7 protein-coding genes and 1 pseudogene are annotated in these 6,932 nt (G+C 63.9%); all 8 read left to right on the top strand.

Annotation, left to right across the window (positions count from 1 at the left end; translation table 11 throughout):
* Positions 1-314 precede the first annotated feature (314 nt).
* The 8 genes and pseudogenes from rpmH (at position 315) to K1X59_RS20465 (ending at position 6,916) form a co-directional block, all read left to right on the top strand.
* Positions 315-452, top strand: a complete 138-nt coding sequence (rpmH, locus tag K1X59_RS20500; protein ID WP_013584598.1) for a 50S ribosomal protein L34 — start codon at positions 315-317, stop codon at positions 450-452.
* Between the two features lie 6 nt (positions 453-458).
* Positions 459-815: a ribonuclease P protein component gene (gene rnpA, locus K1X59_RS20495; protein ID WP_183151384.1), complete on the top strand. Its 357-nt coding sequence runs from the start codon at positions 459-461 to the stop codon at positions 813-815.
* The gene (gene yidD / locus K1X59_RS20490; protein WP_183151383.1) at positions 812-1,162 is read left to right on the top strand and encodes a membrane protein insertion efficiency factor YidD; all 351 of its coding nucleotides are present in this window, start codon (positions 812-814) and stop codon (positions 1,160-1,162) included. Before rnpA ends, yidD begins: the two co-directional genes overlap by 4 nt.
* 3 nt (positions 1,163-1,165) lie before the next feature.
* Positions 1,166-2,236, top strand: a complete 1,071-nt coding sequence (gene yidC, locus K1X59_RS20485; RefSeq protein WP_183151382.1) for a membrane protein insertase YidC — start codon at positions 1,166-1,168, stop codon at positions 2,234-2,236.
* On the top strand, positions 2,233-2,724 hold the full coding sequence (locus tag K1X59_RS20480; RefSeq protein ID WP_183151381.1) for a R3H domain-containing nucleic acid-binding protein: 492 nt from the start codon (positions 2,233-2,235) through the stop codon (positions 2,722-2,724). The genes yidC and K1X59_RS20480 overlap by 4 nt, the downstream gene beginning before the upstream one ends.
* Positions 2,681-3,384: pseudogene (gene rsmG, locus K1X59_RS20475) on the top strand (16S rRNA (guanine(527)-N(7))-methyltransferase RsmG). The gene K1X59_RS20480 and the pseudogene rsmG overlap by 44 nt, the downstream one beginning before the upstream one ends.
* 1,634 nt (positions 3,385-5,018) lie before the next feature.
* Entirely contained in the window at positions 5,019-5,945 is a 927-nt protein-coding gene (locus tag K1X59_RS20470; RefSeq protein WP_244632268.1) for a ParA family protein, read from the top strand.
* Positions 5,945-6,916: a ParB/RepB/Spo0J family partition protein gene (locus K1X59_RS20465; RefSeq protein ID WP_183151379.1), complete on the top strand. Its 972-nt coding sequence runs from the start codon at positions 5,945-5,947 to the stop codon at positions 6,914-6,916. Before K1X59_RS20470 ends, K1X59_RS20465 begins: the two co-directional genes overlap by 1 nt.
* Positions 6,917-6,932: the final 16 nt, after the last annotated feature.

Genomic DNA, 6,932 nt, shown 5'->3' with positions numbered 1-6,932 from the left:
GACGCTCCGGACGAGGAATCGAGGTGGGGCGACGTGCTGCTCCCCTGTGGATAACTTAGGATGCCACGGTAGTCACCCCGGCTGCGAACGGCAACCTGCCCTTGAAAACACGCGCGCGTGTTGTGCGGGTCGGGCGTGCCTCGGTTGTGGATAATGGCTGTGCGGTTCGTGCGTGCTTCCGGTCGGGGAAGCTCGCAGATTTGCTCTGCGCGCCGGGAGGACGTACCCTAAGTCGGTTGACTTATGCCTTTTTCGGCAGTTCCCCATGTCTCCGGTCGAAGTGAATCCGGTGACAGTATTCCCGGAGTGATTCCATGAGCAAGCGCACCTTCCAGCCCAACAACCGTCGTCGCGCCAAGAAGCACGGCTTCCGTGCCCGCATGCGCACGCGTGCCGGCCGCGGCATCCTCGCTGCCCGTCGCGCGAAGGGCCGCACCGAGCTCTCTGCGTAGTCCGCTGTGCTCGCCCGCCCGTATCGACTGACCCGCGGGAGCGACTATCGTCTGGTCGTTCGACGCGGTTCCCGTTGTGGCGGAGCGCGCGTCATCACCTCGATGTTGGTGACGGGCGAGAGCAGAGCCGTGAGGTTCGGATTCATCATCAGCAAGCAGGTAGGCACCGCAGTGGTGCGCAACACCGTGCGTCGGCGCCTCAAAGCCGTGTGCGCGGAGGCGCTCCCGCGCGTTCCCGAGGGCACGGATGTCGTCATCCGTGCCCTTCCTGCATCCGCGACCGCGACATTCGCGGAACTCCGTGCCGACGTGGATCGCTGTCTTCACAGGCTCACCTCGGCGTCCGCCGTGGTGTCGGCATGACTGCGCTCCCCGCGTCCTCGGTGGGGACCGCGCATCTGCACGCTCAGGACCTGCTTCGCAGCATCCCTGTGATCCCACGCAATCTCGTTCTCGGCTTCCTCGCTGCTTATCGCAAGGTCATCTCGCCGCTGTACGGAGATGTCTGTGCGTATTACCCCAGCTGTTCCGCCTACGCTGTAGGTGCGGTGCAGCAGCACGGCGCGGTGAAGGGGGCGGCGCTCTCGGCATGGCGCATCCTCCGTTGCAACCCCTGGACCAGCGGCGGCGTCGATGACGTCCGGCCGCATGATCACTTCCGCTACGACCTGACCGCACACGGTTTCGTCGTCCCGTCCCGAAAGGACTGACCGGTGGGTCTTGACCTTCTGCTAGCCAGCTCCACTCCCAGCGATGCTCCTGCTGCGGGTGGATTCGATCTGATCGGCACGATCCTCTGGCCCCTGAAGTGGGTCGTCGAGCTGATCCTGGTCGCCTGGCATTGGCTCCTCACGACCGTCGGGCTCCCCGCCGCATCGGGCCTCACCTGGGTGCTCTCGATCGTCGGCCTCGTGATCGTGGTCCGTGCTGCTCTGATCCCGCTTTTCGTGAAGCAGATCAAGAGCCAGCGCAAGATGATGGAAATCGCTCCTGAACTGCGAAAAGTCCAGGAAAAGTACCGGGGTAAGAAGGATCAGCTCTCTCGCGAGGCGATGAGCCGCGAGACCATGGCGCTGTACAAGAAGCACGGTACGACGCCGATGTCGAGCTGTCTGCCGCTCCTCGTGCAGATGCCCATCTTCTTCTCGCTCTACAGCGTGCTCAGCGACGTGAGCAAGCACGCGCGGGACAACGTCGGCGGCGTGGGACTGCTGAGTCCGGAGCTCACCAAAGAGTTCTACGACGCGAAGCTGTTCGGTGTCGCATCGCTGCACGAGACACTCGGCAATGCAGTCGACGCCAAGAACACCACGGCGATCATCATCCTCGTCACGCTCGTGGTTCTCATGATTGCGTCGCAGTTCTTCACCCAGCTGCAGATCATCTCGAAGAACCTGTCGCCCGAAGCCAAGACCGGCCAGGCGTACCAGATGCAGAAGATCATGCTGTACGTGCTGCCCCTGGGATTCATCTTCTCCGGTGTGTTCTTCCCCCTCGGTGTCGTCGTGTACTGGTTCATCTCGAACCTCTGGACCATGGGGCAGCAGTTCCTCGTCATCCGTGAGATGCCCACCCCCGGTTCTGAGGCGGCCAAGGCCCGTGAGGAGCGCCTCGCTCGCAAGGGCAAGGCAATCGATTCCTCGGGCAAGGTCGTGCCCATGGCCGCGTATGAGGCAGAGCAGCAGCGTCTGCTGGAGGAAGCCGAGAAGGCCAAGGCCGAGGCACCGAAGCGTCAGCAGCCTGTGGGCAAGAAGCGTGCGAAGAAGAAGGGGAGCGGTTCATGAGCGAGACCATGACCGAGAACACCGAGCCCACCGTGGCTCAGCTCGAGATTGAGGGCGACGTCGCGGCGGACTACCTCGAAGAGCTTCTCGATATCGCCGACATCGACGGCGACCTGAATCTCGACGTACGTCAGGGCCGTGCCTATGTATCGGTCGAGGCCGAAGGGGAGGGCCTCGCGTTGCTCTCCGCCCCTGACACGGTGCAGGCCCTTCAAGAGCTGACCCGCCTCGCGGTGCAGAGCAAGACCGGCTCGTTCTCGCGGTTGATCCTCGACATCGGCGGCTCTCGAGACACTCGTCGCCGCCAGCTCGAGACGTTGGTCGACGCTGCTGCCGCCAAGCTCGATGAGGGTTCCTCTCAGGCTTCACTGCCGTCCATGTCGAGCTATGAGCGCAAGCTTGTGCATGACATCGCGGCGGACCGTGGTCTGGTTTCCGAATCGTATGGCGAAGGCGCTGACCGCCACACGGTCCTTCGTCGTCGTTGATGTTTCACGTGAAACATCGTTCAGACACGAATTATCATGAGTGATGTAGAAGTCGAGCCTTCTGTCGCCGTCGAGCTCTTCGAGGGACAGATCGAGCAGGCTCGGGCATTCACCGCCGCGCTCGCTCGCGAGGGGGAGGAGCGCGGGCTGATAGGTCCGCTGGAGCTCCCCCGTCTCTGGACGCGGCACATTCTCAACAGTGTGATCGCGGCACCGCTCTTTGATGGTTCTGTGGCGGACATCGGATCCGGAGCCGGCTTGCCGGGTCTCGTTCTTGCGATCGCGCGACCGGACGTGACGTGGACATTGATCGAGCCGATGGAACGTCGTATCACCTGGCTCAATGAGCAGGTCGAGGCGCTAGGACTGAAGAACGTGACGGTGCTTCGTGCCCGCGCGGAGGAGGTCCGTCCGGTAGACGGATTCGATGTCGTGACGGCTCGCGCCGTGAGCGCGTTGCGCACCCTGATTCCTCTGACCGCACCGTTGGTTAGAGATGGAGGGGAGTTGACTCTCCTCAAGGGAATGAACGCGGGCAACGAGATCGAAGCGGCGCAGAAGCAGATTAGGAAGTTCCGTGTCTCGGACGTGCGCGTCGAAGTGCTGGGCGAGGGCGTTCTTCCGGAGATCACGAGAGTGGTTCGCGCACGCGTTCGGTAGCGTCGTCAGCGTGACCAGCGGGGTGTTTCACGTGAAACACCCCGCCTTTTCGTTGGAGTGCGGTGGGGGGGCTCATGTAGTGAGTGCCGTGCCATGTGATGGTGTCGTGGGACAGGGGCCTCGACACGTGCGTGTGGTGAGAATCCGTTTCGGGTGCACGTCGTTGACGCGCGATACGCAGGATGCACACGGTCATGCTCTCGATGTTTCACGTGAAACAACGGAGCCGGTCGACCAATATACGGCTCCGGTCGTGGTGCCGGGCGGATGACATGCGTTGTCGTCGTGAGTGCAAGAGGAGGCGACGACACCTGTCGCGAGCGCAGTGTCTCCACTGGTCGTACCGGCCCTTCTTGAGTTCGTCGGTTTCTACGCGTCTTGAGTCAGCGTCGGGCTGATCTGGCGTCGTGTAGGCCGCAGTCCGTGGGTGGGCGGCTGGCGCACGGATATCGCAGGGAGGATCTGTGTCTGTGTTTCACGTGAAACGGGGGACTGGTGTGTGCCGACTTCTCGCATCACGGTGGATCAGGTGCTCGAGGGGAACCTCCTCGGACTGATACGCGAATCTCGCACCCGTAGGGGCGGCGCCGTGATTGACGTAGCGGTGGGTGCGCTCCGGGGCGCGGCGTCCAGAAGTCGCAATATCGAGCATCGGGATGAGATCGGTGTTTCCGGCGGCGAGTGTGAAGGTGCGCGGGATAGGGCTGACGGATACCTACAGGGCGTGATGGTCGCGTGCGAGGGGGCGATCGGTGTTCCTGGCGTGGAGCGAAGGTGTGTGCAGGGAGGAGCTCGCGGGTACACACAAGGGGTGGCGCTCGTGCGTGAGGATGCGCTCGGGTAGAGCTCGTCGATACCCACAAGGCGGGATGCTCGCCCGTGAGGTGCGCGCGGGTAGAGCACTTCGGTACCCACAGCCCGGGATGCTCGCGTGGGTGGTGGCGAGATGGAGCGTGGGTGTCGGTATGGTGCAGGTGCAGGTGCAGGTGCAGGTGCAGGTGCAGGTGCAGGTGCAGGTGCAGTTGCAGGTGCAGGCGCAGGCGCAGGCGCGATGTGCGGTGCGCGATGTGCGGTGTGCGGTGTGCGCTAATGCGGTGTGCAATGGCGCGGTAGCGCGACGGGACGGAACCCGGTGGCAGCGGGGCGGGGGCGTGGCTGGTGTCGCCCGTCGGTGTCGCAGGTCGGTTGGTGCCGCTTGTGGTGAGTGGTGCCGTGTCACGGCCGACGTCGGGTGTTTCCCCGGTAGTGGGGATCGGGCCTCGAGAGGGAGGAATCGAGACCTTTGTCGTCGACAGGCTGAGGAGATGGAGGGTGTCGTCGTGGGTCGACGTGATCTCGTCGCATCGCGGCGTCGTCGACACGTGGCTGGCTGTACTCTCGCGAGGGGTTGGGCGCTGCCGGTGGTCTCAGTGAGGAAGGGTGACGGGGGAGTCCGCTGGGCTGTGTTCGTCGGACGAGCGAATGTTTCACGTGAAACAGCGGATGTCCCCCGGGTGGAGTGGACATGGAGCGCTGAGGGAGCCATACACATCATCCTTCGCGTGCCGGCCGCTCGCGGTGCTCCGGGAAGCGTTGTCCCGTAAGGCAACGTCGCTGCCAGCGATTAGAGTGGAACGCGGCCCCGAAAGGAGTGGATGTTTCACGTGAAACAGCCCGAGAAGACATCGACGAACGAATCGTTCGGGATGGATACGCCGCTTGCGCGGGAGCTTGCCGATCTTTCCGCGCGACGACGCGTGCTCGAAACCGCGAAAGTGGAGTTCTCCGGAGAGACCCGAGTTTTGACGGTCTCCAACCAGAAGGGCGGCGTCGGGAAGACCACGACGGCCGTGAACATCGCCTCAGCCCTCGCCGGTCTGGGCGCGAAGGTGCTGGTCATCGACCTCGACCCGCAAGGCAATGCCTCCACGGCACTGGGTGTTCCCCATAGTGCGGACGTCCCCAGCGTGTACGACGTTCTGATTGAGGAGTTCCCCCTCGCTGACATCGTGCAGCCGAGTCCGGAAGATCCTAATCTCTTCTGCGCACCGAGCACGATCCACCTTGCGGGAGCAGAGATCGAACTGGTCGCCCAGGTCGCTCGGGAGCACCGTCTCCGTCGCGCACTCGAGGACTACCTCGCCCAGACGCCGATGGATTTCGTGATCATCGATTGCCCACCTTCGCTCGGCCTTCTGACGATCAACGCCTTCACCGCGGCGTCCGAGGTCTTCATCCCGATCCAGTGCGAGTACTACGCGCTCGAGGGACTGAGCCAGCTCCTCGGAAGCATCCAGATGATCCAGAAGCACCTGAATCCCGCGTTGCATCTCTCGACCATCCTGCTGACCATGTTCGACGGCCGAACGCGACTCGCTCAGCAGGTGGCCGAAGAGGTACGAACGCACTTCCCGACCCAGGTGCTGGACACGGTGATCCCGCGCTCCGTCCGCGTGTCGGAGGCCCCGAGTTTCGGACAGACCGTGATCGCCTACGATGGGCAATCCGCCGGCGCGATCGCCTATCGCGAGGCTGCCGTCGAGATCGCGTCGCGGACAGCGACGCAGAGCAAGGAGAAATGATGGCAAAGCGCACTGGACTGGGTCGCGGCATCGGGGCCCTGATCCCCACCGCCGATCAGACGGAGCGTCCCGTCGATGTCTTCTTCCCGGGGGCGAGTCTGAGTAAAGCGGCTGCCGAGGCGGCGGCCGAAGCGCCGGTCGAGGAACCCGACCTGGAGCAAGTCCCGGGAATCCACCTGATTCAAGTGGACCCGAACGCGATCGTGGCGAACCCTCGGCAGCCACGTACGCATTTCGACCCCGATGACCTCGCCGAGTTGGTGCACAGCGTGCGGGAGTTCGGAGTCCTGCAGCCCGTCGTCGTGCGCAAGAACGCCGACGACGAGTACGAACTCATCATGGGGGAGCGGCGCACACGCGCCGCACGCGAAGCGGGCCTCGACGTCATCCCCGCGATCGTCCGCGATACCGCCGACGAGGATCTGCTGCGCGACGCCCTCCTCGAAAACCTCCATCGCTCCGAGCTCAACCCGCTGGAGGAGGCCTCGGCCTATCAGCAGCTCCTCGAGGATTTCGGGATCACGCAGGAGGAACTCGCCACCCGCATCGGACGCTCGCGTCCGCAGATCAGCAACACCATCCGGTTGCTCAAACTCCCGGTGCCGGTGCAGCAGCGCGTCGCGGCCGGCGTGCTCACGGCCGGCCATGCTCGCGCGATCCTCAGCCTCGAGAACCCCGAATCGATGCAGCGCCTCGCCGACAAGGTCGTCAACGAAGACCTCTCGGTGCGCGCCACGGAGCAGGCGGCGAAGTCGCAGCCCTCGGCCTCCACGTCTGCCAAAGCGACGCCCGGTGCACGTCGCGCCTATCTGGATGAAGTCGCGGGGAAGCTCGGCGACCGGTTGAACACGCGCGTGAAGATCAGTCTCGGCGCGCGCAAAGGCCAGGTCACAATCGATTTCGCATCCATTCAGGACCTCAACCGCATCCTGGAAGAGCTCGGCGAAGGCGGCTACGGTTCGACAAGATGAACCGCCGCGGGAAGAA

Origin of the sequence: Microbacterium sp. Se5.02b (genome assembly GCF_019464375.1) — a bacterium.
Classification (GTDB): Bacteria; Actinomycetota; Actinomycetes; order Actinomycetales; family Microbacteriaceae; genus Microbacterium.
This window is presented reverse-complemented; position numbering and strand designations above follow the sequence as displayed.